The organism is Bacillus sp. FJAT-45350 (assembly GCF_002335805.1).
Taxonomy (GTDB): domain Bacteria; phylum Bacillota; class Bacilli; order Bacillales; family NISU01; genus FJAT-45350.
In genome coordinates this window covers 2,245,403-2,266,407 of record NZ_NISU01000001.1, presented here as the reverse complement: position 1 = coordinate 2,266,407, position 21,005 = coordinate 2,245,403, and the positions used below count along the sequence as shown (strand labels likewise).

Below are 21,005 nucleotides of genomic sequence, written 5' to 3'. Positions count from 1 at the left end.
CATTCTACTAAGTGGTTGACTACGAGTTGTTTTGACATATTAATTTCTATAAGTTAGCTTGTAGAGGAAGAAACAGTTAATACTACGGAGCTTAACATCATCCGTATTCTATAATATTGACGCGGGGTGGAGCAGTCTGGTAGCTCGTCGGGCTCATAACCCGAAGGTCGGCGGTTCAAATCCGTCCCCCGCAACCATTTATTTTATTATCTTGGCGGCTGTGGCGAAGTGGTTAACGCACCGGATTGTGGCTCCGGCATTCGTGGGTTCGATTCCCATCAGTCGCCCCATTAAATAACTAGTATTGGGCTATAGCCAAGCGGTAAGGCAACGGACTTTGACTCCGTCATGCGCTGGTTCGAATCCAGCTAGCCCAGCCATTTTTATAAGCGGAAGTAGTTCAGTGGTAGAACACCACCTTGCCAAGGTGGGGCTTGCGAGTCCGGCCCTCGGCACTATGTTTAATACAATGTGTAAACATCTTTTCTAACATGCGACGAGTAATTGTAATGGGCCTATAGCTCAGCTGGTTAGAGCGCACGCCTGATAAGCGTGAGGTCGGTGGTTCGAGTCCACTTAGGCCCACCATATTCCACAGTAGCTCAGTGGTAGAGCAATCGGCTGTTAACCGATCGGTCGTAGGTTCGAGTCCTACCTGTGGAGCCAAAATGGAGAAGTACCCAAGTGGCTGAAGGGGCGCCCCTGCTAAGGGTGTAGGTCGTGTAAGCGGCGCGAGGGTTCAAATCCCTCCTTCTCCGCCATTTATTTTATAAAATGGCCCGTCCCGTCATCCTCCACCATATACTTTTGGTCCGGTAGTTCAGTTGGTTAGAATGCCTGCCTGTCACGCAGGAGGTCGCGGGTTCGAGTCCCGTCCGGACCGCCATTTATACGCCGGTGTAGCTCAACTGGTAGAGCAACTGACTTGTAATCAGTAGGTTGGGGGTTCAAGTCCTCTTGCCGGCATATTTTTTTACAACTGTAAATTAAAAAAAAATTTAAGCATGTCATCAGGGCTGCTGAAAAAGTGTTTGATTTTCACTTTTTCAGCAGCCTTTTTAAGTAATGTGCGAAGCCATTACCGCTTCCTGAATCCACTTTATTGGACCTTTTCAGCAATCTCATGGTCATAGGCATGTTTTTTGTATTTCTAAAAAGATTGTTTACCAATTCTAACTAGACCAATGTAAGGCTGCTTATTCTCTAATATTATTTCCAAAAAAAATAAAAAACATGAAGGAATTTCTAGAATTATGTCAAATTAGTTAGCTGTGGAGAAAATTTTCTCTACTACCCTCTTAAAGAATGGAGGAGATTGATATGTACATTATCTCTATTCATTAACCCCAAAAACGCCCCTCTATTTTCTGCATATTACTTTCACAGTTTTGGTCAACGATTCAACTATTTTTTATTTAAAATGAAAGGAGAAAGAGTGTGAATGTTAAAAAATGATAGTGGATTTACGTTAATTGAGATGATGATCGTTTTAATGATAATCTCTATTTTATTGCTTATCGCTGTCCCTAATATGACCAAAAATAACACGGTAGCAAGTTCTAAGGGATGTGATGCTACAGTTGACTTACTTCAAGCTCAAGTTGGAGCTTATGAAATTGAAACCGGTGAGTCGCCTGCGAATCTTCAAGTGTTAAAAGAAAAAGGATATGTAGATCGCATTGAATGCTCAGATAAAACACAATTAAAGCTGGAAGGCGGAATTGTGAAACGAGTTAGCGAATAATGCAAAAAGGATATACTCTTTTTGAAGTTATTATTGTGTTATCAATCATCTCTATAATTAGTACGATTAGTGTACTATCTCTTCAAGCAATTTCAGACAAGAAAGAACAACGATTGCTTGCACAACTTACAAATGACCTTTACCTTTGTCAGCAAATGGCTCTTTCTAACGCTCAAAGTACAAATTGCCTCTTTATTAACACTCCAACTCCAACTTTCCTTATTAGACAGGCTGGTAGAATTGAATTTATTCGAGAATATGGTGAACATGTTTTCTTTCAAGCAGGAACAATGGGATTAGCAGAAGTTATTTACAATACGAAGGGAAACATTAGTAAATCAGGAACGATGTATGTCAGCTTTAATGGAAATAGGTATTCAATTGTATTTTTATTAGGGCGTGGTAGATTTTATGTTTCATCATAACTATCAGGGCGGTTTTTCGTTACTTGAGGTGATTGTAGCCTTATCGTTACTTATAATGACTTCAAGTGTTGTCATTCCAATATTAACAAAAGTTTATCAAGAGAGATTGACGATTCAAGAAGAACAGTTAGCATTAGAACAAATCAAAATAAAATTACATGAGTGGTTATATAATGATTTATTATCTAGTGAAACGGAGTTGGAAAATCATCATAATACTGTTTTTCACTTCACTAATATCTTGAGAGAAAATGAACTAACAGTTTGTATTAAATGGGAAGGCCGAAATCACCGCTTTTATGAGAGGTGTGAAAGTGCAAAAAAATGAACACGAAGGGATTTACCCTTATAGAAACTATTATTTCTTTCTCGATATTTCTTCTTGTAATATCCTTGCTCCCCCTATTCATTAATGCATTATCTAATGATGCATCCACTCCTCAAAAATTTGAATTCACTTTATTTTGCAATCAGCTTTCGATGGACATTCGTGAAGCAAGTTCAATTCATCTTACTGGAACTACTCTTTATCTATATAAACCAAGCGGCGCAACAGTTTCAATTGAAAAATTCGGAAATTTAATCAGAAGAAGACTGAATGGGACAGGCCATGATGTTTTATTACGGGAAGTGATGCATGTGCGCTATGAAGTATCTAACTGCTCGGTTCTGGTCACAGTAGTTGATAATCATAACGTTGAGTACAGAAAATTTATAAGTATGTCATATGTTTTGTGCGGGGTGATAGATACTGAATAATCAATCTGGTTATATCTTACCTTTAACATTAGGTATGATGCTTTTCGTTAGTGCGTTTACACTTCACCAAATTGATCGTCTTCAATCTGAGAGGAAATTTTTTCAAGAGCAAACAGAGATCATAACAATTGAATCGTTACTACAAATGGGGACGTTGGATATGGTTAATCTTCTCAAAAGAGACTTATATGGGAAGAATGGTCAATTCAACTATACAAATGGTACTGTAACGTATTGGATTCAAACAAACTCCCGTGATAAAGTAGAAGTATTACTAAATGTTAAAACAATTCAAAATCGTCAGCGATACGTTCGTCTTTTTTTTAATAAAGAGCTAGGTATCGTTTATGAGTTATGGGAGGTAACAATGTAATGGGCTTGGTTTACTTAACAGGGTTTATGGGATCTGGTAAAACAACGGTTGGAAAAGAATTGGGGAAGGCATTTAATTTTCAAGTGATTGATACAGATGAATATATTGAAAAACAACAAAAACAATCAATATCTTCTATTTTTGCAGAGTATGGTGAAGAAGGCTTTAGGAAGCTTGAGACAGAAACACTAAATAACATTAATGGTGAGGACATGGTTATTACAACAGGTGGCGGAATCATTATAAAAGATGAAAATCGTCAAATTATGCAAACGAAGGGAAAAGTTATTTTCTTATCATGTTCTTTGAACGAGATAATTCGAAGAACCGAGGGGGATACGACAAGACCTTTACTCAAAGGTAAGAAATTAGAAGAAATCGCAAATTTGTATGAAAGTCGATTACCTTTATACCAAGAAGCAGAACTAGTTGTAGATACAACGAATAAGTCGGTTACCGATATTGTAAAGGAAATTAAAGAGCAATTGAATATCTAGTTGAAATATGGAGATACTTTGTTGTAGTTATTATTTAAGGGAGTGCTCAAATGTCACTCAATGACTTAGTAAAATTTATAACACAGCAATTTGTTACGTATGTAAACAAACCGACAGATGAAAGAAAGGCAATGAGATTAGAGAAAAAAGAAAGTCGACCACCGGCACATTTTCGAATGTTTGGGATGATACCTTTAGCTATTTCAATTGCATTAAGAAAAAGAAAGTCAAAACGACGAGGTTAATGACCTTTTATTAATTGTTTATGATTGGTGGTTATTCACATCTTATAAGAGATTTCTACTAGAAAGCTGAGTTAAAAGGTTACAGACTTTTAACCCAGCTTTTTTTGGTAAGAATAAATACCCCTATATTACGATGAAAAACGTTTATTTGTTACAAATGTTGTATTATAATGGAACAAGACATGTAATCGAGGGGGTGAGTTTTAGATGGAGCAACAAACGTTAAAGATTACCAATGTACTTTCTGATCCTACTCGTTTTTCAATCTATCAATTTGTATCGAAGCGACATGGTGATGTCACAGTTCAGGAAATTGCAGATAATTTTAAAATACATGCAAATGTAGCTAGACTACATTTAACAAAGCTAGAAGATGTAAAAATGCTAATTTCTGAAACGAAGAAAACAGGTAAGGGTGGACGCCCTAGTCGTTTTTATCGATTATCAGAAGAAGTCATAAGTCTACAATTTCCTTACCGTGATTACCAAATGTTATCTAATTTGGCATTAGAAACGCTTGCTACTTTTGGTGAAGAGGGAAAGAAGGCTATTAAGAACATCGGCTATAAGTACGGTATCGAAGCTGCTAAATCATTCCTTTCGAGAGTAGGAAAAGATGTAGAAACTTTAAGTGTTGAAGAAAAAATGACGCTAGTTGAGCAAATGTCGAATAACCAAGGATTAAATCCTGAGTTCCATTATAATGATGAGGATAAAACAATTAACTTTAAAATTTATAATTGTACTTTTAAAGAATTGATTAATGACCATTCGGCAACGCTTTGTATTATGCATCATTCCTTTTTAGTTGGGATATTTACTCATTTTTTTGGGCAAATTAAATTAGAAGAAAATGAGTTAATGACCGAGCCAGATTGTTCAGCTTGTTCATATACAACAGTCGTTATTCCTAATTGACACGAATTTGACAATGAGAAAGTCATTTACAATGGATTCATTAGTCATATATAATTAAGTGTGTACTGTATCTTATGATCATTATTCCTTTACTTTCCATAAGTACGTTTGTGCTAAGAAAGTAACACAAAAGATAGAAAGAAGGAGGGAAATGTATGGATCGTATGTTCCGTGTACTGGGCTTCTGGACAGGTATATTTGCAGTTCTGTTTTTTGCTGGAGATATGTACAACGTAGCTCTTTTATTCTTTGCTCAAACGGGAGGCTTTTTAGCACTTAGCTACTTAAACCTTTCTGAAAGAGCATATGTGTATATTTTTGGTGCTTATTTAACAGTATTCTTTGTAGGATTTACGTATTATTCTACATTCTTACTTGTTCCAAGCTTCGGGCACTAATATGTAATGTGTTTTACATAACACAAAGAAAAGGCGATGTGCTAAATGCACATCGCTTTTTTCTAGTGTTATATTTTATAGGGGTCCCGACCAACCCAAGGATAATTGTTAGTTTGATTTGCATTTTTTGTTTGGACGATTACGTGAAAAGCTTTGCTCATCCCACTATCTGATATAAGGGAACGAATCACTCTGTTTTGTTTGCTTTTTTCCGAAAACGGATTTGGATCGTGATTTTCTTGGAGGTATGAGAGCAAACCACATGATAATAAAAAACGGTCTTGAGTTGTAAATAAACAAGTCTCTAAATCAACTTCTTTGCCTATGTCGATTAATGCGTCTAAATGAATATGGCTTGTAATATCCATTTCACCTGGGTATAGGAGAGGGTTATTAATTAGTTGATGTTGATGATATCCTCTCAAGCTACCATCCATTCGTTCTGGTTGTTGCCACTCACTTTTCGTATAGCCATAATCAATTGTCATGACAACACCTTTGGTCATCCAGTCTGAGATTGATTTCAGCCAATGATTCATAGCGAGAGGAACTTCAATTTTTTGATTCGTTTGCAAGGGTGGACCATAGTCTGTTATCCATTGTAACAACTCTTCATTTTCGCAAGGCTCTTCTGTTTCAATCAGATTTGCCTCGTCGTTTACTGTGACAAACAATTCCTGAAGACCTAATTCCCTTTGTTGTACAACATGGACTGGAAAAGCATCAAGTAATTCATTAGAAAATATAATTCCTTGATATTGTTTATGTATGTTCATGGCTTCTTGAAGACAGGAGAATTGTTGTACTTGTTTTAAATGTCCTACACGCTCATACTGGCATTTACGATGAAAAGGGCTTTCTTCTATTAATAAATAGTTTCCATCTTTAAATGTAGTGGGACTTAATTCTTCCCATTCTTCTAGAAATGCCTTCGCAAATCGTCCGTCACCACCGCCAATTTCACATATAGTATAAGTCATGTTCTCCTTCTCAATAATATCTAAAAAAGTTTGAACAAAGACTTTAGCGAAAATAGGATGGAGAGTAGCACTAGTGTAAAAGTCTCCTTCTTTTCCAAGCTTTTTTCTGTCAGTCATATAATAGCCTTGTTCTTCATCGTAAAGTGCTTTTTCAATAAAAGTAGCATATGAAATTTTTTTTGTAGGCTGTTCGTTTATGAAACGAATGATTGTCTCTTTCATTTGAAATTTTCTCCTTTTATTTTTACAAAAAATCATTAATACCATTGACATAGTGTTAAGTATATAATATACTAAATTTACATTGGTGAATACAATGATTTGGGAGTCCCCCTCCCCCTCATAGTTCATTTAATAATACGATTTACTCCCCTTGTGACTTCCTAACGGTTAGGAAGTCTCTTTTTTTTGTTCCTAATTCCAGTTAATTGAAGGGTAATGTATCTAATAGTCGTTAAAAATATAGGGGTGTCCCAAACGAGGCCGCTGAAAAAGTGAAAATCACATTTTTTCAGCGGCCTCGTTCCAAAAAGGTCGTTTTTTACCTTTTGGGACACCCCATTTGTTCTTACATGTCGAACAACTAATCTTAAAATCCGTTTAAGAAAGGATTTGAGTCCATTTCTTTACCTACTGTCGTTGTTGGACCGTGTCCACTAGCGACAATCGTATCTTCTGGTAATTCCATTAACTTTTCGTTAATACTGTTAATTAATTGTTGATGATTTCCACCTGGTAAATCAGTTCGACCGATACTGTTAGCAAAAAGTGCGTCACCTGAGAATACAACACCTTCATCTTTTACATAGAAAGAGACACTACCAGGAGAGTGTCCAGGTGTTTCAAATACTTCAAACGAGAAATTACCGATAGTTAACGTGCCTTCCATTGAAATAAGATGATCTGCATCTTTAATTTCAATGGCATCATTGCCTAAAAAACGACCTGAGCCATTTTTGCTTGCATCACCTAACCAATCTTGTTCGTTTTCGTGTATGTAGACCTCTACATTCCATTCGTCACGAACATCATCAACTGCACCGATATGATCGAAGTGAGCATGAGTTAGTAAAATAGCGATAGGTTTTAGGTCTTCTTTTTTTAACCAAGCATTTAATTCAGGCCCATTGCCACCTGGATCAAAAATAACGACTTCTTTTTTATCGTTCATAAGGATATAGGCATTTGTTTGTAACGGTCCCAAAGGTATTTGTGTCCAATTCATCTAATCTCCTCCATTGCATCCAATTCAATCTTATTTTACACTTATTATAGTTTGGAATCAAAAATAGAAAACTCTATAAAAAGGGGTACATGGTGATGAATATTTGCTATGGGGTGGAGATGAAGTCGTTCGAGTGTTTATCGACAGAGGAGTTAGAACCATTATTCCAATCAATCTATGAGATAGTTTCGATTGTTGATGATGATGTTGAATTATTCATTGTTCAAACAGAAGAAGAGGCTACTCGTTTAGGAAACTTTCTAGGTGAGAAGAAATTACTCGAATCTAATCATCAATTATTTCAAATAGAAGTACCTAAGCTAGAAGACGCGTTTTTAGATTATGGCTTTAAAACAGAAAATGATAACTATTTTTTGTTTGCCGACCAGACTTCTTGTTTCGTCATAAATGAAGGAGAAGAAGAGCAGATAAAGATGGCTATTTATCAGATTGAGGAAGACTTAATTGCGGTAGACTTTAAAGACGAAGAGATATACTTTGTGGACAAACAAAAAGAAGATTTAATGAGTGGTTATGCAAAGGCTTATAAAATCGGTATTAGCTTCCAAGAGAAGAGGTGCGAAATAAGAAACTGGCTCGACAAAAGTGGTGAAAGAGAGTAAAATAAAAGAAAATCGCCCAAGCTATTATTGAGGATACGTTTCTGTTCTATTTCTGTCAAATTTTTATGATGAAACTTTCCTCAGAGAAGTTTATAATAAGTAATGATAATCTCTGGGTTATGATCTTTTACATAAGGAAAGGGGGAGTCGCCCATGTTTATGGCAATCAATATGATCTTAGTAGCTATTTTTTGTGCATTTGGATTATTAAAAAGTTTAAAAACAAAGAACTTCTTTGCAGTTGGTTTTGCTGGTCTTTCGCTAGCAGTATTCGGCTGGTTTGGTGTTATGACTCTTTTCGATGTTATTACAACCGGTTCAGCATTTTAATCAGTTGTGAAGGGAAAAATCCTGCTCGTTATACGAGCAGGATTTTTTTAATTATGAATTATGAGGTTTGAGTTATGAATTGTAAAAAATTAATAGACTTCATGAGTGAATGTTACTAATTTCTCTATCGTAACTCATAACCCATAATTCATAATTCCTAAAAAACTTTCTGTTGTAAATAAAACATACCACCATTAATGATTGAGGCAATAATCTTTGGCTCATATTGACTCTTTAGAGCTTCTTTTTCAGTGTAATAACTTTCTGGTTTTTCCTCTTTCTCTTCATAAAATCGGTTTAATAACTGTAGGTCTTCGTCCCAACGTTCTCTAGCAGCTTGCGCCCAATCATCGTCCTGTTCCTCGATATAGGTTTCTATTATACGCTCCAAACGAATTAGTCCACTCTTAGGTGTAATAAGAGGAGAGAGCGTAAAGCAAAAGTCAGGAATTTTAGGCGTTAAGTTTTTTTCTATAAGCTTCTCAAAGAAGCCAGGGACAATTTGTCCATTAATTAGATTCAAACCCAGTGATAACGTTACATCCTTTTTTCGATCACACTGATAAGAGATTTTGACATTTATACAAATCCACGGCTGTAATGGGGTGGATTGCTGTCCATTTGCGGGTACATCTTCATAAAGGCGGATGACACCACCTAATTCTTTCGTTGATTGAAAGATTTGATGCAATCTAGGAGAGCCAAAGTGAATAATCTCCCCTTTTTTATCTTCTGATACTTTTTCTGGGTCTGTAATTAATGTCATTTTCATTGGTTGTGGTGTGCCACCAGTCTTTTCTAAGTAATGCCAATAAAAGGGACGATTCATAAGTGCTTTATCCATATCAATTGATAACTGAACATGGAGATGTCCTGATTCATTATCAATAATTTGACACTCGTTTGAAATAAAATACCGCTCTAAGTAATTATGAATTTGATGCTGTTGCATCTGTTTGTTGTTCCTCCTTTTCCTCTTCAGCAACTTGGTTAATAATTGCAGATAAGTGGTCCATTTTCACACGTACTTCTCCTTCTGAGTCGGAGTTTAAGAAAATATCACTTACATGCTCTTCTAGTGATGGTAACTCAAGTTTTGAGAGTATATCATCCAATTCACCAATAACACTTTCAAAGAGGCTAATTTTTTCATAGAGTAATTTGAGAATATACTGTTCAACTGTATCCTCCACAGCAAAGTTATAAATACGTACATCTTGCTGTTGTCCTAAACGATGGATACGTCCGATACGCTGCTCGATACGCATTGGATTCCAAGGTAAGTCATAGTTAATAATATGACTACAAAATTGTAAGTTGATCCCTTCACCACCTGCTTCGGTTGCGATTAGCACCTGTGCATGGTTTTGAAAGAGCTGTCGCATCCAATCTTTCTTTCCTCGTTTAAATCCACCACGGAATGGAACTGATGAAATACCATGTTGCTTTAAAAACCATTGTAAATATAATTGGGTCGCACGATATTCGGTAAAAATAATGACCTTACCGTCTATGCCTTTGATTATCTCAAGGGCTTTTTCAGCCTTCGAGTTTGTTGAGATGTTACCAATCATCTCCATTAAATTCTCAGCTACAGGAATTGTATTGCCTTCCTTTTGAGATTTATCAATCATATTTTTTAACGTCATGAACGCAGACTCACGACTACTACAAACCTCACGTTGGAGAGTTAGTAGTGAGAAATGGTTTGTTCGGACATTTTCATCATATTTTAAATTTGTAATTGCATCATATAAAGTACGTTCCTCTCGAGAAAAGGTGATAGGAACAGTTTCAACAATACGTTTTGTCCATTCAATTCCTGTTTCTTCTCTTCGATTTCTAACCATTACTTTATTAACGAGCTCTCGTAACTGCTCTTCGTTTTTAGGTGAGCGCTTATTTGAGCGATAGGCCTTTTCAAAACTAGTGATATCACCTAAGTGACCAGGTTTTAATAAAGAAACGAGATTAAAGATTTCTTCCAGCTTATTTTGTACAGGAGTAGCTGTTAATAAGAGACAGAACTTCTTTTTTAATGTTTTTATGAATTCATAGTTTTTTGTTTTAGGATTTTTTAGTTTGTGAGCTTCGTCGATAATAATTAAATCGTAATCTTGCTCTAGAACAATTTCCCGATGAGGTGGACGTTTTGCTGTATCAATAGAAGCAACAACTACATCACACTGTTCCCAGACATATGTCTTTCTCTGAGGAACAGCAGGAATAAAGAATTTTTGATTTAATTCATAGCTCCATTGGGATACTAGAGAAGCTGGCACAAGGATAAGAGCTTTCTTAACTAATCCACGAATCATATATTCCTTTAGGATAAGGCCCGCTTCAATTGTTTTTCCAAGACCAACTTCATCTGCTAGAATGGCTTTACCATTCATCGTTTCTATCACTGTATTAGCAGTTTCAATTTGATGAGGATAGGGCTGTAAGTTTGATAAATGCTTAGGAGCTTGTAATCCTTGGAAATCAGGAATGGATAGGTGCTGTTCAGCCTCATAAGCTAATTTAAATGTTTCCCAGTTTGCCCACGGTCCGTCTTCATCAATTCTTTTTAAAAATTCGTCTTGCCACGATTTAGAAAAATTTATTTCTATTTTCATGGCTAATCATCCTTTCCTGAAAAAATTAATGTTGCCTTTATTCTAATCAATTGGTAGGATATTAATATAAATAGTATACTCAAACGTGAGAAAACTATTAAAAAATAGTAAATAAGCGAATGAAAGCAAGGGGAGAGACTACAATGTTCGTGATTGTGGCGCCGAAGGAGCAAGCGATAAGCGAATCTCTCAGGCAAAAAAGACTCTTGCTCGACGCACCTCTGGAGAGAGTTTTAGTATTACGTTTACTAGAACCACCCACGAAGACATTCTTTATTGAATCAATAAAGAAGAAACTTTCTGGTATCAGGACAGAGAAGAACATGCTTTTATTTAGTATGTACTTCTCTGTCTTTTTTTATATAGATTAATCAAAATTAGCTGAAATTAATCTATAAAATATAGTCTTTTGAAAAAAATAGTAACTTGTGTAAAAATTCATTAAACTATTTTACTTAAAAGTTAGGAGCGATTTATTTGTCAGATTTAAAAAGAACACCTTTATTTGACCTTTATAAGGAACATGGTGGTAAAACAATTGACTTTGGTGGATGGGATCTTCCAGTGCAATTTTCAAGCATTAAAGAAGAGCATGAAGCAGTACGTACAAAAGTAGGTTTGTTTGATGTTTCTCATATGGGTGAAGTAGATGTAACAGGTCCAGGTGCCCTTTCATTTTTACAAAGAATGCTTACAAACGATGTTTCTAAATTGAAGGATGGTCAAGCTCAATACACAGCTATGTGCTATGAGGATGGTGGAACTGTAGACGATTTACTTGTTTACAAACGAGCGGACGAAGATTATTTACTAGTAATTAATGCATCAAATATAGAAAAAGATATTGAGTGGCTTGAGTCACATATAACAGGCAGTGTAACAGTGAAAAATAGTTCTGAAGAAATTGCTCAATTAGCAATTCAAGGTCCATTGGCAGAGGAAGTATTACAACGTCTAACTGAGACAGATTTAAGTGAAATCAAGTTTTTTAAATTTAAAAGTGAAGTAGTTATTGCTGGGGTAAGTTCTCTAGTGTCTAGGACAGGATATACAGGGGAAGATGGATTTGAAATCTATTGTAATGAAGATGAGGCATCAAATTTATGGCAAGCTATAATGAAGGATGAGGAAGTTGTACCTTGTGGTTTAGGTGCTCGTGATACTCTTCGTTTTGAAGCTAGATTACCTTTGTATGGTCAGGAACTTACAAAAGACATTACACCATTAGAAGCAGGTATTGGCTTTGCTGTTAAGGTTGATAAGGAGGCTGACTTCATTGGAAAAGAAGCCCTTAAACGTCAAAAAGAAGAGGGTTTACAAAGAAAGCTAGTTGGAATTGAAATGATAGATAAAGGGATCCCACGTACTCATTATGAGGTGTACAGTGGTGAGAAAAAAATAGGAGAAGTAACGACAGGGACTCAATCACCAACATTAAAGAAAAATGTAGGTCTTGCGTTACTAGATATTGACTATACAGAAGTTGGTACAGAGGTTGAGGTACAGGTTCGTAAAAAACGCCTAAAAGCAAAAGTAGTTAAGACGCCTTTCTATTCAAGAGCAAAGTAAGGGAATTGAAAAAAACATATTCAAGGGGGATTTATTGATGACTCATCGTTACTTACCTATGACAGAGCAAGATCAAATAGAAATGCTAGAAGCAATAGGGGTTCAATCAATTGAAGAGTTATTTGCAGATATTCCGGAAAGTATTCGCTTTAAAGGACAACTAAATATTAGTGATGCTTTAAAAGAGCCTGAATTAATTAAATATTTTCAAGAGTTAGCTAGCAAGAACGTAGATTTACAAAAGGCGGTTTCATTTTTAGGTGCTGGAGTATATGAACACTATATTCCATCAATTGTTGATCATGTTATTTCTCGTTCAGAGTTTTATACAGCATATACTCCTTACCAACCTGAGATTTCTCAAGGGGAGCTTCAAGCCATTTTTGAATATCAAACAATGATTTGTGAACTAACAGGAATGGATATTGCCAATTCTAGTATGTATGACGGCCCGACAGCACTAGCAGAATCAGCAATGATGAGCTGTGGTCAAACGAAAAAAAAGAAAATTCTTGTATCAAAAGCAGTTCATCCCGAAGCACGTGACGTATTAAAAACAAATGCTAAGGGACAAAACTTAACGGTTGTGGAAATTGATACGGCCGACGGAGTTACAGATATTGATGCATTGAAGAACGAATTTGATAAAGACACAGCTTGTGTAATTGTGCAATATCCAAACTTTTTCGGTTCAATCGAGAATCTAGCTGAAATTGAAAAGTTAACTCATTCTGAAAAATCAATGTTTATCGTTTCTAGTAACCCGGTATCATTAGGGTTATTAAAGCCACCTGGTGAATTTGGTGCAGATATCGTTGTAGGGGATGCACAGCCATTTGGTATTGCTCCACAATTCGGTGGACCTCATTGTGGCTATTTTGCTACTACAACAAAATTAATGCGTAAAATACCAGGTCGTTTAGTAGGACAAACGACAGATGAAAATGGTCAACGTGGATTCGTCCTTACACTTCAAGCGCGTGAACAACATATTCGTCGTGAAAAGGCAACATCCAATATTTGTTCTAATCAAGCGTTAAATGCATTAGCAGCTTCAGTTGCAATGACGGCAATCGGGAAAAAAGGTGTCAAAGAAATGGCAACACAAAATGTTCAGAAGGCAGCATATGCAAAAAAAGCATTAAAAGAAAAGGGATTGTCAGTAGTTTATGCTAACCCTACATTTAATGAATTTGTCGTGAATGTCGGAAAACCTGTTTCAAAAGTAAATGACGAGCTTCTACAAAAAGGATTTATTGGTGGTTATGACTTAGGTAGGGATTACTCTGAATTACAAGGTCATATGCTGATTGCAGTAACTGAAGTGCGTACAAAAGAAGAGATTGACACATTTGTAAATGAGTTGGGGGCGATCGTATGCTAGAGAAGGATCAAGCACTTGTATTCGAGATTAGTAAACCAGGTCGTGTTGGCCATAGCTTACCTGTGTTAGATATTGCAGAAGAAAAAATTGAAGAATTAATTCCAGCTGAATTTTTACGTGAAAATGAGCCTGAGCTACCAGAAGTATCAGAGCTTGATATTATGCGTCACTATACTGCTTTATCACGTAGAAATCATGGGGTTGATTCTGGATTTTATCCATTAGGTTCTTGTACGATGAAGTATAATCCGAAAATAAATGAAGATGTTGTTCGATATCCTGGATTTTCAAGCATCCATCCATATCAAGAAGAAAACCAAGTTCAAGGTGCACTTCAATTAATGTACGAATTACAGCAAGATTTAGCTGAAATTACAGGTATGGATGAAGTAACACTTCAACCAGCAGCAGGGGCTCATGGAGAGTGGACTGGATTAATGCTAATCCGCGCTTACCATGAAGCAAACGGTGACTTCCATCGTACGAAGGTCATCGTTCCTGACTCAGCACACGGAACAAATCCTGCAAGTGCGACGGTTGCTGGATTTGAGTCAGTAACAGTACGTACTGATGAAAATGGAATGGTTGATCTAGAGCATTTAAAAGAGGTAGTTTCTGATGATGTAGCTGCACTCATGTTAACAAACCCTAATACATTAGGTTTATTTGAGGAATATATTGTTGAAATGGCGAAGGTTGTCCATGAATCTGGAGGAAAGCTTTATTATGATGGTGCAAACTCTAATGCAATTTTGGGGATTGCAAGACCTGGGGATATGGGGTTTGATGTAGTTCACTTAAACTTACACAAAACATTCACTGGTCCACATGGTGGTGGAGGTCCAGGCTCAGGACCTGTTGGGGTGAAAAAGGATTTAATTCCTTATTTACCGAAGCCATTAGTAGTAAAAAAAGGTGACCATTATGGATTTGACTATGATCGTCCACAATCAATCGGTCGAGTGAAGCCGTACTACGGAAACTTCGGAATCAATGTTCGTGCATTTACGTATATTCGTACTATGGGAGCGGAAGGATTAAAAAAAGTTTCTGAATATGCTGTCTTAAATGCAAACTATATGATGAGAAGATTAGAACCACACTTTGACTTACCTTACAAGCAACATTGTAAGCATGAGTTTGTATTATCAGGTAAACGTCAAAAATTACTTGGAGTTCGTACGTTAGATATTGCTAAACGTTTACTAGACTTTGGCTATCATCCACCAACAATTTACTTTCCATTAAATGTTGAGGAATGTATGATGATTGAGCCAACAGAAACAGAATCAAAGGAAACACTGGATGAATTTATTGATGCAATGATTCAAATTGCAAAAGAAACAGAAGAGAATCCAGAGGTTGTTCAAGAAGCGCCTCATCACACGGTAATTGGTCGTCTAGATGAAACGACTGCTGCTCGTAAACCGATCTTACGTTATAGTAAATAAACAAACCAAATAAGAGGGTGTCCACTTGGACCCCCTCTTATTTGTATATAGCATATTATTTTTTCTTAATCTTACCATCCCATTTTCTGAATCCGCCTTTAAGGTGATTTAAGTCTTCACAACCACGCTTTTTCTTTAAGTAAGAAGCTGCTTGCTTACTACGAGAACCAGATTGGCAGTACAAATAGACAGGTTGGTCGTTTCTTACTTCGTTCATACGTTGACGCATTTGAGACATCGGAATATTTCGTGCTCCTAAAATATGTCCACCTTCAAATTCTCGTGGCTCTCTCACATCTATTAATTGTGCTTTTCGATAGCCAGCTTTGAACTCTTCTTGATTTAACTCCTTTAAATACTTTGGAGTTATAAATCGTTTAGCAATAAGATAGATAATAAAACCTAAAAGAATACCCCATAAAATAAATTCCATGAACCTACAAACACTCCTTTATCTACTACAATCATGTCATACACTATATTAAATTATAATCATTGAATAGCGAAGAAGCAACGATAATTGACCAGAATACTTTCTAACGATATTATTCAATAAGATAATCAAATTATACAAAATGATAGTAGAAAAGGCTAAATGATTGTAGTTCCTAATAGAAATCCTGTTTATTATATTCTACAACTCCTTTTCAATAGAAAGAAATGAGGTTGAAGTAATGAAAGAAATTTGGCGTTACATTGATTCTGGAGATTGTTCTCCTTCTTATAATATGGCTTTAGATGAAGCATTACTTGACTGGCATAGTCAAGGTAAGATTCCACCTACGATTCGGTTTTATGGATGGAATCCTGCTACGTTATCAATTGGATATTTTCAAAAGGTAGAAAAAGAAATCAATATGGAAGCGGTTCGTTCATATGGTCTTGGTTTTGTACGTAGGCCTACAGGTGGAAGAGGGGTGCTACATGATAAGGAATTAACGTACAGTGTCATTGTTTCAGAAGAGCATCCTAATATGCCAAGTAGTGTGACAGAAGCATACCGAATTATTTCACAAGGAATACTTGAGGGGTTTCTAGATGTTGGATTAGATGCTTACTTTGCTGTTCCAAAGTCAAAGGAAGAGAAGGATGCATTAAAAAATCCTCGCTCTGCCGTTTGTTTTGATGCTCCATCATGGTATGAGTTAGTTGTTGAGGGTAGAAAAGTAGCTGGTAGCGCTCAAACGCGCCAGAAAGGCGTAATCTTACAGCATGGTTCGATTATATTAGATCTAGACGAGGACAAGCTCTTTGATTTATTTAATTACTCTAGCGAAAAGTTAAGAGAAAGAATGCAGCGTAATTTCAAAAATAAAGCAGTAGCTATTAATGCACTTAGAGAAATACCTTTATCTCTTGAGGAAGCGAAGTTAGCTTTTAAAAAAGGTTTTGAAAAAGGTCTAAATATCGAGCTTGAACCGTATACGTTAACTGTTGAAGAAGAGGAGCACGTTAGATTAATAGAAAAAGAACGTTATGCAAACGAGGAGTGGAACTATAGAAAATAAGCTGTGCCTTGACACAGCTTATTTTCTTATTTCTATTTCAACACGTTCAGTATAGGCTACTTCTAGCTTTTTTGTGATTTCACCATGGTGAAAATTGGCTTCTATATCTCCCATTATTTTTTTAATTGAAGTCACTTCTAGACTTGTGCTTGTAGCAAAAACTTCATCTGCTTCTCTCAACTCAGCTAATGTAAATGGTTCCTCAACAACAGGGATATCTAATTGTTTTGCTAGTGTAATGACGATTTGTCTTGTAATTCCATTCAAAATTAAATTTGTAGCTGGATGTGTATAGATTCTATTATCTTTTACGATAAACAAGTTTGAAGAAGAGCCCTCGGTTACAGTTCCGTCTCTATGTTGTAAAGCTTCTGTACAATTATGATCAGCAGCTAACCTTTTTGCCAGCACATTCCCAAGTAAATTTATTGTTTTTATATCACATCGAAGCCAGCGGATATCAGGTGTCATCCAAACATCAATTGGAGAAGAAGGCTTACTCATTCCTTCGATGGATGAAGTAAATCCTGTAAGAACTGGATGCCGATTTCGTTCATATAGATGAGTTCTAGGACTTATATTCCTTGTCATTTGTAGATAGACAATTCCATTGATAAGTTTATTTTTATCAATTAATTTTTTTATTAATGTAATGAGACCTTCCTTTGTATAAGTAGCATCTATATCTAGTTTCTTAGCACTAGTAAAAAAGCGTTCTAAGTGCTCATCTAAAGCAAAGGGGATTCCTTCATAAATTCTCATTACTTCATAGATGCCATCTCCAAAATAGTAGCCTCTATCATCAAAATCGATTTTAGCATCTTCTTTTTTTATTAGTTCATCCTGGTATAGTACGTAGCCCATTATATCCCCCCAATATATTGATGATTCTATCTTCACATATCAATTTAGATTTGTCCAAATGTTTTCTTTTTAATGTTCTTGTTAAAAAAAAAATTTTTAAAAAATTCTCGTAGAATTGAAACCTTTATTGGACAGGGGTTCAAGTGCTTTAAAGATTTTGCAACAAAGAAAATCGTTCAATTTCTGCAATGAGGTGATATCTTTGCATGCATATCTCGTTTTTTCTTCAAATAATGAGCTCTTTTATAGTTGACAAATTAACTGAATGGTCTATATTTCACAATATATAGTATGTAAGATAGAATATTGAATACAATATATTGATCTTACCTTTTCTTTATGTTACGCTTGGTCAAGCAAATACATAAACTAACAGGATAGGACATATAAAGAATAACTTGGTGACTAGACAACAAGAAATAGGTAAAATAAATGTTTATTCCATTCAAGGAGGAGAAACTATGACAATGATGATGTCGAAAGTGATGAAGGTAAATGTGGAGAGTCTTAATGAAGATATTAAGCAGTTCCCTCAGGTTCATCCAATTTCATCAGATATGAACATAACAAAAAAGGGTGTATCAAGGCTCGTTATGCTTGACCGCTACACATTTAAAGATACAGAAAAGAAAACGTTAAAAGAAGGGGATTTCGTTGTTCTTACAGTAAAGGATGACCCGAAGTTTCCAGCAAGAGGATATGGGTTTGTATTAGACATAGATTGGAATTTGAACAAAGCAAAAGTTTTAGTAGATGAAGAGTTCCAACATGTACTTGAAGACCCAGAAGAGATGAAGACTGGAGTAGTTAGTCGTTCATTAGATACAATCGAAAAGCCTTTAGAGTTATTCTATGAGCAAATTGCCAAAAGAAATGCTACAGGACTAGCTTCGGTTGAAGTGGACGAAGAAGTAAGACAAACGTCATTTGAAAAGTATTATCATGAACTAGTAAATATGAACTTTATTCCAGCTGGACGAGTCCTTTATGGAGCGGGCGCTGAAACAGATGTAACCTACTTTAACTGTTACGTAATGCCATATGTGAAGGATTCAAGAGAAGGTATTTCAGAACATCGTAAACAAGTAATGGAAATCATGAGCCGCGGTGGGGGTGTCGGAACGAACGGTTCAACACTTAGACCGAGAAACACACTTGCACGTGGAGTCAATGGAAAATCATCTGGTTCTGTTTCATGGTTAGATGATATCGCCAAGCTTACTCACTTAGTAGAGCAGGGTGGATCAAGACGTGGTGCACAAATGATCATGCTAGTCGATAGCCACCCTGATATTCTTGAATTCATTATTTCAAAAATGCAAAATCCAAAAATACTACGCTTCTTATTGGAACAGACGAATGATGACCAAATTAAGAGCTTAGTAAAGGAAAAGCTTAAATTTACTCCGTTAAATGATGTTGAATCAGCAATGTATCAAGGGATAGTGAATTTCAAGAATGTCCCAGGACAAGGCGGGTTTGAGGATAAAGCTATTAGTGAGGCGGAAGAAAAGTTAATCACAGGTGGTAATTATAGTGTCAACAATCCGGAATTTTTAACTGGTGCAAACATTTCTGTATGTTTAACGAAAGAATTTATGGATGCTGTTGAAAAAGATGAAGAATATTCATTACGTTTCCCGGATGTTGAAAACTACTCTGTAGAAGAGATGGCAGTATATAATGCAGAATGGTATAAATGTGGAGATGTACGTGAATGGGAATCTCGAGGTTTTAAAGTTAGAACATACCGTACAATTAAAGCGAAAGAACTTTGGAACTTAATCAATATTTGCGCTACGTATTCCGCTGAACCAGGGATCTTCTTTATTGATAATGCAAATGAAATGACTAATGCGAAGGCGTATGGTCAGAAGGTAGTAGCGACAAATCCGTGTGGTGAACAACCCCTTGCACCATTTTCAGTTTGTAACCTTGCAGCTATTAATTTAGCTGAGATGGCAGATAAAGAGAACCAAACAGTTAACTACGATAAGCTTAAGCAAACGGTTGAAGTTGGCGTTCGTATGCAAGATAATGTTATCGACGCAACACCTTACTTCTTAGAGCAAAATACAAAGCAAGCCAAAGGTGAGCGTCGAGTAGGGTTAGGAGTTATGGGCTTACATGACCTACTGATTTATTGTGAAACCAAATACGGCTCTGAAGAAGGAAACAAGCTTGTTGATGATGTATTTGAAACAATAGCAACAACTGCTTATCGTACAAGTATTGAATTAGCAAAAGAAAAGGGAAGCTTCCCATTCTTAATAGGTGAAACAGAAGAAAAAACAAAGGAATTAAGACAAGCCTTTATTAACACAGGATATATGAGAAAAATGCCAGAGGATATCCGTCAAGGAATCCTAGAGCATGGAATTCGTAACTCTCATTTATTAACTGTTGCTCCTACAGGAAGTACAGGAACAATGGTCGGTGTAAGTACTGGGCTTGAGCCATACTTCTCATTTTCTTATTTCAGAAGTGGTCGTCTTGGTAAATTTATTGAAGTAAAAGCGGAAATTGTTCAAGAATACTTGGATAAGCATCCAGATGCAGATGAAAATAATTTACCTGATTGGTTTATTTCTACAATGGAATTACCACCAGAAGCTCATGCAGATGTTCAGTGTATTATTCAGCGTTGGGTTGATAGTTCATTATCAAAAACAGTAAATGCTCCTCGTGGTTATACTGTTGAGCAAGTACAGGGAGTATATGAGCGTTTATACCGTGGGGGTGCAAAAGGCGGAACGGTGTATGTCGATGGTAGTCGTGACGCACAGGTTCTATCACTCAAAGCGGAAGAAAATAAATTTGATGAAGAGACTGCACCTAAGGAAAAGAGCAAAGTTGTTCTTGTTGATACGATAAATGCATTACGTTCAACGAATGTTACGATTGGTTCTGAAGTTGGAGATACGTGTCCTGTTTGTCGTGAGGGTACAGTTGAAGACTTAGGTGGATGTAATACGTGTACAAGCTGTGGCGCACAATTGAAGTGCGGTCTATAATATAGAGTGCATTATGTATAGGATGAGGAAAGGGTAGTACCTTTCTTCATCCTTTTTTTGGTTAATAAAGGTTTCCATCA

At 36.2% G+C, this 21,005-nt stretch carries 22 protein-coding genes, 8 tRNA genes and 1 riboswitch; of the genes, 24 read left to right on the top strand and 6 right to left on the bottom strand.

The window, feature by feature from the left end:
• Positions 1 to 120: 120 nt before the first annotated feature.
• From CD003_RS11425 to CD003_RS11345, 17 genes are all read left to right on the top strand, one after another.
• Positions 121 to 197 (top strand) — tRNA-Met (locus tag CD003_RS11425).
• Positions 198 to 214: 17 nt separating this feature from the next.
• Positions 215 to 290 (top strand) — tRNA-His (locus CD003_RS11420).
• Between the two features lie 15 nt (positions 291 to 305).
• A tRNA-Gln gene (locus CD003_RS11415) sits at positions 306 to 380 on the top strand.
• A 131-nt stretch (positions 381 to 511) separates the two neighbouring features.
• Positions 512 to 588: transfer RNA gene (locus CD003_RS11410), tRNA-Ile, on the top strand.
• Between the two features lie 3 nt (positions 589 to 591).
• Positions 592 to 666 (top strand) — tRNA-Asn (locus tag CD003_RS11405).
• 4 nt (positions 667 to 670) lie between these two features.
• A tRNA-Ser gene (locus tag CD003_RS11400) sits at positions 671 to 761 on the top strand.
• A gap of 48 nt (positions 762 to 809) precedes the next feature.
• Positions 810 to 886 (top strand) — tRNA-Asp (locus CD003_RS11395).
• Between the two features lie 7 nt (positions 887 to 893).
• Positions 894 to 966: transfer RNA gene (locus tag CD003_RS11390), tRNA-Thr, on the top strand.
• A 475-nt stretch (positions 967 to 1,441) separates the two neighbouring features.
• Positions 1,442 to 1,744: a competence type IV pilus major pilin ComGC gene (comGC, locus tag CD003_RS11385; RefSeq protein ID WP_096201240.1), complete on the top strand. Its 303-nt coding sequence runs from the start codon at positions 1,442 to 1,444 to the stop codon at positions 1,742 to 1,744.
• On the top strand, positions 1,744 to 2,169 hold the full coding sequence (gene comGD / locus CD003_RS11380) for a competence type IV pilus minor pilin ComGD (protein ID WP_096201239.1): 426 nt from the start codon (positions 1,744 to 1,746) through the stop codon (positions 2,167 to 2,169). The genes comGC and comGD overlap by 1 nt, the downstream gene beginning before the upstream one ends.
• A complete protein-coding gene (locus tag CD003_RS11375; RefSeq protein ID WP_096201238.1) occupies positions 2,156 to 2,497 on the top strand; it encodes a type II secretion system protein in 342 nt (113 codons plus the stop codon). Before comGD ends, CD003_RS11375 begins: the two co-directional genes overlap by 14 nt.
• Positions 2,494 to 2,928, top strand: a complete 435-nt coding sequence (gene comGF, locus CD003_RS11370; RefSeq protein ID WP_096201237.1) for a competence type IV pilus minor pilin ComGF — start codon at positions 2,494 to 2,496, stop codon at positions 2,926 to 2,928. Before CD003_RS11375 ends, comGF begins: the two co-directional genes overlap by 4 nt.
• 34 nt (positions 2,929 to 2,962) lie before the next feature.
• Positions 2,963 to 3,301 (top strand): competence type IV pilus minor pilin ComGG, encoded by a 339-nt coding sequence (gene comGG / locus CD003_RS11365; protein ID WP_096201236.1) that lies wholly within the window; start codon positions 2,963 to 2,965, stop codon positions 3,299 to 3,301.
• Positions 3,301 to 3,798, top strand: coding sequence for a shikimate kinase (locus tag CD003_RS11360; RefSeq protein WP_096201235.1), 498 nt, complete (start codon positions 3,301 to 3,303; stop codon positions 3,796 to 3,798). Before comGG ends, CD003_RS11360 begins: the two co-directional genes overlap by 1 nt.
• A 50-nt stretch (positions 3,799 to 3,848) precedes the next feature.
• Positions 3,849 to 4,043, top strand: coding sequence for a YqzE family protein (locus CD003_RS11355; protein WP_096201234.1), 195 nt, complete (start codon positions 3,849 to 3,851; stop codon positions 4,041 to 4,043).
• A 207-nt stretch (positions 4,044 to 4,250) separates the two neighbouring features.
• Positions 4,251 to 4,961, top strand: a complete 711-nt coding sequence (locus CD003_RS11350; RefSeq protein ID WP_096201233.1) for a helix-turn-helix transcriptional regulator — start codon at positions 4,251 to 4,253, stop codon at positions 4,959 to 4,961.
• Between the two features lie 155 nt (positions 4,962 to 5,116).
• The gene (locus CD003_RS11345; RefSeq protein ID WP_096201232.1) at positions 5,117 to 5,359 is read left to right on the top strand and encodes a DUF2626 domain-containing protein; all 243 of its coding nucleotides are present in this window, start codon (positions 5,117 to 5,119) and stop codon (positions 5,357 to 5,359) included.
• A gap of 68 nt (positions 5,360 to 5,427) precedes the next feature.
• On the opposite strand, the gene CD003_RS11340 is transcribed toward CD003_RS11345, so the two are convergent.
• Positions 5,428 to 6,561, bottom strand: a complete 1,134-nt coding sequence (locus CD003_RS11340) for a class I SAM-dependent methyltransferase (RefSeq protein WP_096201231.1) — start codon at positions 6,559 to 6,561, stop codon at positions 5,428 to 5,430.
• A gap of 367 nt (positions 6,562 to 6,928) precedes the next feature.
• Positions 6,929 to 7,564 carry an MBL fold metallo-hydrolase gene (locus CD003_RS11335; protein ID WP_096201230.1) on the bottom strand — a complete coding sequence of 212 codons (636 nt, stop codon included), beginning with the start codon at positions 7,562 to 7,564 and terminating at the stop codon, positions 6,929 to 6,931.
• A gap of 95 nt (positions 7,565 to 7,659) precedes the next feature.
• On the opposite strand from CD003_RS11335, the gene CD003_RS11330 reads away from it, so the two are divergent.
• Both CD003_RS11330 and CD003_RS11325 read left to right on the top strand, forming a co-directional pair.
• Complete coding sequence (locus CD003_RS11330; protein WP_096201229.1) at positions 7,660 to 8,187, top strand: hypothetical protein; 528 nt, start codon at positions 7,660 to 7,662, stop codon at positions 8,185 to 8,187.
• A 153-nt stretch (positions 8,188 to 8,340) separates the two neighbouring features.
• On the top strand, positions 8,341 to 8,517 hold the full coding sequence (locus tag CD003_RS11325; RefSeq protein WP_096201228.1) for a DUF2759 domain-containing protein: 177 nt from the start codon (positions 8,341 to 8,343) through the stop codon (positions 8,515 to 8,517).
• Positions 8,518 to 8,674: 157 nt separating this feature from the next.
• Here the strand turns inward: CD003_RS11325 and CD003_RS11320 are convergent, their stop codons facing one another.
• Both CD003_RS11320 and CD003_RS11315 read right to left on the bottom strand, forming a co-directional pair.
• The gene (locus CD003_RS11320) at positions 8,675 to 9,469 is read right to left on the bottom strand and encodes a YqhG family protein (RefSeq protein ID WP_096201227.1); all 795 of its coding nucleotides are present in this window, start codon (positions 9,467 to 9,469) and stop codon (positions 8,675 to 8,677) included.
• The gene (locus CD003_RS11315; RefSeq protein WP_096201226.1) at positions 9,447 to 11,135 is read right to left on the bottom strand and encodes a DEAD/DEAH box helicase; all 1,689 of its coding nucleotides are present in this window, start codon (positions 11,133 to 11,135) and stop codon (positions 9,447 to 9,449) included. Before CD003_RS11315 ends, CD003_RS11320 begins: the two co-directional genes overlap by 23 nt.
• A 119-nt stretch (positions 11,136 to 11,254) precedes the next feature.
• Positions 11,255 to 11,351: riboswitch (glycine riboswitch) on the top strand.
• Between the two features lie 261 nt (positions 11,352 to 11,612).
• Between CD003_RS11315 and gcvT the strand changes: the two genes are divergently transcribed.
• The 3 genes from gcvT to gcvPB are packed head-to-tail and all read left to right on the top strand — an operon-like array spanning position 11,613 to position 15,539.
• Positions 11,613 to 12,704, top strand: a complete 1,092-nt coding sequence (gene gcvT, locus CD003_RS11310) for a glycine cleavage system aminomethyltransferase GcvT (protein WP_096201225.1) — start codon at positions 11,613 to 11,615, stop codon at positions 12,702 to 12,704.
• Between the two features lie 37 nt (positions 12,705 to 12,741).
• Positions 12,742 to 14,088, top strand: coding sequence for an aminomethyl-transferring glycine dehydrogenase subunit GcvPA (gene gcvPA / locus CD003_RS11305; protein ID WP_096201224.1), 1,347 nt, complete (start codon positions 12,742 to 12,744; stop codon positions 14,086 to 14,088).
• A complete protein-coding gene (gene gcvPB / locus CD003_RS11300) occupies positions 14,082 to 15,539 on the top strand; it encodes an aminomethyl-transferring glycine dehydrogenase subunit GcvPB (protein WP_096201223.1) in 1,458 nt (485 codons plus the stop codon). Before gcvPA ends, gcvPB begins: the two co-directional genes overlap by 7 nt.
• Positions 15,540 to 15,594: 55 nt before the next feature.
• Here the strand turns inward: gcvPB and CD003_RS11295 are convergent, their stop codons facing one another.
• A complete protein-coding gene (locus CD003_RS11295; RefSeq protein ID WP_096201222.1) occupies positions 15,595 to 15,972 on the bottom strand; it encodes a rhodanese-like domain-containing protein in 378 nt (125 codons plus the stop codon).
• Positions 15,973 to 16,213: 241 nt separating this feature from the next.
• Here CD003_RS11295 and CD003_RS11290 point away from each other — a divergent pair, with 241 nt between their 5' ends.
• Complete coding sequence (locus tag CD003_RS11290) at positions 16,214 to 17,047, top strand: lipoate--protein ligase family protein (protein WP_096201221.1); 834 nt, start codon at positions 16,214 to 16,216, stop codon at positions 17,045 to 17,047.
• 18 nt (positions 17,048 to 17,065) lie between these two features.
• Here the strand turns inward: CD003_RS11290 and dat are convergent, their stop codons facing one another.
• Positions 17,066 to 17,911 (bottom strand): D-amino-acid transaminase, encoded by an 846-nt coding sequence (gene dat / locus CD003_RS11285; protein ID WP_096201220.1) that lies wholly within the window; start codon positions 17,909 to 17,911, stop codon positions 17,066 to 17,068.
• A gap of 461 nt (positions 17,912 to 18,372) precedes the next feature.
• Here dat and CD003_RS11280 point away from each other — a divergent pair, with 461 nt between their 5' ends.
• Positions 18,373 to 20,925 carry a vitamin B12-dependent ribonucleotide reductase gene (locus tag CD003_RS11280; protein ID WP_096201219.1) on the top strand — a complete coding sequence of 851 codons (2,553 nt, stop codon included), beginning with the start codon at positions 18,373 to 18,375 and terminating at the stop codon, positions 20,923 to 20,925.
• Positions 20,926 to 21,005 lie beyond the last annotated feature (80 nt).

Bases quoted from the DNA above. Each gene is read 5' to 3' on its own strand.
- CD003_RS11330 (WP_096201229.1), top strand. From the start codon at position 7,660: ATGAATATTTGCTATGGGGTGGAGATGAAGTCGTTCGAGTGTTTATCG.
- comGD (WP_096201239.1), top strand. From the start codon at position 1,744: ATGCAAAAAGGATATACTCTTTTTGAAGTTATTATTGTGTTATCAATC.
- CD003_RS11355 (WP_096201234.1), top strand. From the start codon at position 3,849: ATGTCACTCAATGACTTAGTAAAATTTATAACACAGCAATTTGTTACG.
- CD003_RS11350 (WP_096201233.1), top strand. From the start codon at position 4,251: ATGGAGCAACAAACGTTAAAGATTACCAATGTACTTTCTGATCCTACT.
- CD003_RS11335 (WP_096201230.1), bottom strand. From the start codon at position 7,564: ATGAATTGGACACAAATACCTTTGGGACCGTTACAAACAAATGCCTAT.
- CD003_RS11280 (WP_096201219.1), top strand. From the start codon at position 18,373: ATGACAATGATGATGTCGAAAGTGATGAAGGTAAATGTGGAGAGTCTT.
- CD003_RS11345 (WP_096201232.1), top strand. From the start codon at position 5,117: ATGGATCGTATGTTCCGTGTACTGGGCTTCTGGACAGGTATATTTGCA.
- comGC (WP_096201240.1), top strand. From the start codon at position 1,442: ATGTTAAAAAATGATAGTGGATTTACGTTAATTGAGATGATGATCGTT.
- CD003_RS11290 (WP_096201221.1), top strand. From the start codon at position 16,214: ATGAAAGAAATTTGGCGTTACATTGATTCTGGAGATTGTTCTCCTTCT.
- gcvPB (WP_096201223.1), top strand. From the start codon at position 14,082: ATGCTAGAGAAGGATCAAGCACTTGTATTCGAGATTAGTAAACCAGGT.
- CD003_RS11295 (WP_096201222.1), bottom strand. From the start codon at position 15,972: ATGGAATTTATTTTATGGGGTATTCTTTTAGGTTTTATTATCTATCTT.
- comGG (WP_096201236.1), top strand. From the start codon at position 2,963: ATGATGCTTTTCGTTAGTGCGTTTACACTTCACCAAATTGATCGTCTT.
- gcvPA (WP_096201224.1), top strand. From the start codon at position 12,742: ATGACTCATCGTTACTTACCTATGACAGAGCAAGATCAAATAGAAATG.
- comGF (WP_096201237.1), top strand. From the start codon at position 2,494: ATGAACACGAAGGGATTTACCCTTATAGAAACTATTATTTCTTTCTCG.
- CD003_RS11360 (WP_096201235.1), top strand. From the start codon at position 3,301: ATGGGCTTGGTTTACTTAACAGGGTTTATGGGATCTGGTAAAACAACG.
- CD003_RS11340 (WP_096201231.1), bottom strand. From the start codon at position 6,561: ATGAAAGAGACAATCATTCGTTTCATAAACGAACAGCCTACAAAAAAA.
- CD003_RS11315 (WP_096201226.1), bottom strand. From the start codon at position 11,135: ATGAAAATAGAAATAAATTTTTCTAAATCGTGGCAAGACGAATTTTTA.
- CD003_RS11320 (WP_096201227.1), bottom strand. From the start codon at position 9,469: ATGCAACAGCATCAAATTCATAATTACTTAGAGCGGTATTTTATTTCA.
- dat (WP_096201220.1), bottom strand. From the start codon at position 17,911: ATGGGCTACGTACTATACCAGGATGAACTAATAAAAAAAGAAGATGCT.
- CD003_RS11375 (WP_096201238.1), top strand. From the start codon at position 2,156: ATGTTTCATCATAACTATCAGGGCGGTTTTTCGTTACTTGAGGTGATT.
- CD003_RS11325 (WP_096201228.1), top strand. From the start codon at position 8,341: ATGTTTATGGCAATCAATATGATCTTAGTAGCTATTTTTTGTGCATTT.